Genomic DNA, 1,327 nt, shown 5'->3' on the forward strand with positions numbered 1-1,327 from the left:
TTCTAAGCAAGCACATCGGTAGCCCGCCATTACTCGATCGGTTTTGCTCCAAGGTTTTATTACGTAAACCAGTCCAGGCTGATAGCAGTTGGATTACACCCCTCACGTGAATCCGACGGCAAGCTAGAGCTGCTGGCAACGTTTTCGCAAGTGCGCAACATGATAAGCAGTGAGGGATTCTGTGGCCGACGATTTGCAAGAAATTGCCATTAGTGATTTGCCCATCGATACGCCTTTGCCCGGTGATTTGCTCACGCCGGCTGGGCAGGTGATCGTGAAACAAGGACGAACTCTGGAACAGAATCTCGTCGATTTATGGATTCAGTCCGGGTTTGTGAAAGTCTTGATGCGCACGGGCGCAGCTGAACCGTATGAACAACCACTCGATGAGGCGCTGATCCAAGCGGTCAGTCAATCCAGTTCCTTGGCCAGTAAAGCGGTTGCCTCGGCGGCCAAAGGTTTGGCTAGTTCGTCGGAGGTCGATTTAGGCGTTCTCCAGTCGATCTTCGCTCGCTTGCTGAGCGCAGTCCGCACCGATTCCGATTCAGTGATTTGGTCGCTGGAGGCGGACTTCGCCAATGATCAACTATCGGCTGACGATGCGTTGGCCTTTCGCAGTGTTGCGCTGGGCACACTGGCGGCCACAACTGCGGTCAGCTTGGGACTCAGCGCAGCAGAATGTGCCGACATAGCGATGGCTGGAGTCTTGCATGACATCAGCTTGTACACCGAATCGCGAAACCTGCTGCGTGCCAAGCAGGGCATAGTCGATGCGGCCGCGATCATGCGACAACATTCGCTATTGGGAGTTGAGCTTGTGGCCGCCTGCCCAGCGATCAACCAGCCTTCGCGCGTAGCCATGACGCAAGTACATGAACAAGTGGACGGCTCAGGTTACCCCCGTGGTTTAACAGCCGAACATCTCACATCGGCCGGCAAGATCCTGAATCTGGTGGATGCATATCTGACCATGACCGACGTCTTGGGGCCAACTAAGATTACGCGTGCCGATACGATCGCATACCTGGTTAGTCAGACGTCGCTGGGTCGTTTCGATCCAGAATGCATGCGGGCATTTTTGAAAGCCACCTCCATGTATGGCATCGGCACCAAAGTGATGCTGGACAATTATAGCACCGGGCGAATTATTCGCAGTTCGGTGACCGACCCTGTGCGCCCCATCGTTCGCCTGGATGACGCTCAAGGCAAGATCATCGATTTGCGGCGTTCGAATCGCTCCATCGATGCGCCACTAGAAGACGATCGTCGCCGACGCCGACTGACCAAGTCAGAGCTGAGCGGAATTCTATGGATGTGATGCGGACGG

The 1,327-nt window shown here is 54.9% G+C and carries 1 protein-coding gene; it reads left to right on the forward strand.

Annotation, left to right across the window (positions count from 1 at the left end):
* Positions 1-181: 181 nt before the first annotated feature.
* Positions 182-1,318, forward strand: coding sequence for an HD-GYP domain-containing protein (locus SH573x_RS23170; RefSeq protein WP_479350224.1), 1,137 nt, complete (start codon positions 182-184; stop codon positions 1,316-1,318).
* The last annotated feature ends 9 nt before the right edge of the window (positions 1,319-1,327 follow it).

The sequence above is a fragment of the Rania fehmarnensis genome, from assembly GCF_056494185.1.